This window comes from Cupriavidus sp. DL-D2 (assembly GCF_039710735.1).
Taxonomy (GTDB): domain Bacteria; phylum Pseudomonadota; class Gammaproteobacteria; order Burkholderiales; family Burkholderiaceae; genus Cupriavidus.
In genome coordinates this window covers 1-1,253 of the sequence record NZ_JBDKXK010000134.1, presented here as the reverse complement: position 1 = coordinate 1,253, position 1,253 = coordinate 1, and the positions used below count along the sequence as shown (strand labels likewise).

General features: G+C 60.5%; 1 protein-coding gene. It reads right to left on the bottom strand.

Annotated features, from left to right (window positions below):
• Positions 1–8 precede the first annotated feature (8 nt).
• Positions 9–1,186 (bottom strand): IS3 family transposase gene (locus ABDB81_RS30330; protein WP_346814411.1). Its coding sequence is split into 2 segments (ribosomal slippage): positions 9–919 and positions 919–1,186, totalling 1,179 coding nucleotides; the frame shifts between segments, so codons are not numbered across the junction.
• Between the last annotated feature and the right edge of the window lie 67 nt (positions 1,187–1,253).

Genomic DNA, 1,253 nt, shown 5'->3' with positions numbered 1-1,253 from the left:
TGTACTGGTCAAGTTTTTTCAGACACCTCGATAGGTTGTTGATAAAGCTTGTCCTCGAATTCCTGCGGTGAGGCGTATCCCAGCGTCGAATGCAGGCGCACTGGGTTGTAGAACCCTACGATGTACTGCGTAATGTCCTGCCGGGCTTCGGCCCGGTGGACGTAACGCTTTTGCCAGACACGCTCCATCTTCAGATTCAGGAAGAAGCGCTCGGCAACCGCGTTGTCCCAGCAATCACCTAGCCGGCTCATGCTGCAGACCAGTCCATGGCGTCTGAGCAGCGACTGGTATTCCTCGCTCGCGTACTGGCTTCCACGGTCCGAATGCACGATCAGTCCCAGTTTCGGCCGTCGATGCTGGATCGCCATCTGCAAAGCCGAGACGATTAGCGTCGCGGGCATGCTCGGCGCCATCGACCAGCCCACCACCTTTCGCGAATACAGGTCCAGCACAACGGCCAGGTACAGCCAACCCTCTGCCGTACGCACATAGGTGATATCCGAGACCCACGCCTGATTGGGCTGCGCCGGCGTGAACTGGCGAGCCAGCACATTGGGTGCGACCGGACGATCGTGTCGGCTGTTGGTCGTCGCAACGAACTTGCGTTTCCAGACCGTGCGCAGATCCTCCTGACGCATCAGCGTGCGGGTGCGATGACGGCCCATCTTCACGCCGCTACGGCTGACCTCACGGGCGAGCCGACGACTGCCGTAGCTGCGCCCGCTTCGCTCGAAAGCCGCCCGCACATAGGCCCGCTCCCGCACCTGCTTTGGCGTCTGCGCAGGCCGGCGCCGATGCGCGTAGAAACCCGCGCGACTCACCTCAAGTGCCCTACAGGCCCGGCTAACCGGTACCGCCTTCTTTGCCAACGCGCTCACTGCTTCGTACATCACTTCAGTTCGCGGGCAAAGAAGGCCGATGCCTTTTTTAGGATCAGGTTGTCCTCCTTCAGGCGGCGGTTCTCTTCTTCGAGTTGGCGAATACGCTGCTGCTCGGGCGTCAGCGGTTTGCCAATGCCCTTGCCGCCCGCCAGTTCCGCGTCGTACTGGGCCAGCCAGCGCCGTACGGCTGTCTCGCCGATCGCCATCGTGTGGCAGACCTCGGTCACCGACACCCCCTGGTCCCTGATCATCTTGACGACCTCCAGCTTGAAGCTGGGGTCAAACTTGCGACGTTGCCTTGTCATGTCTTCCTTTTCTCGTCGACCGTGATTTTCCACCTATCGACGTGTCTGAGGAAATTAGACCAGTACA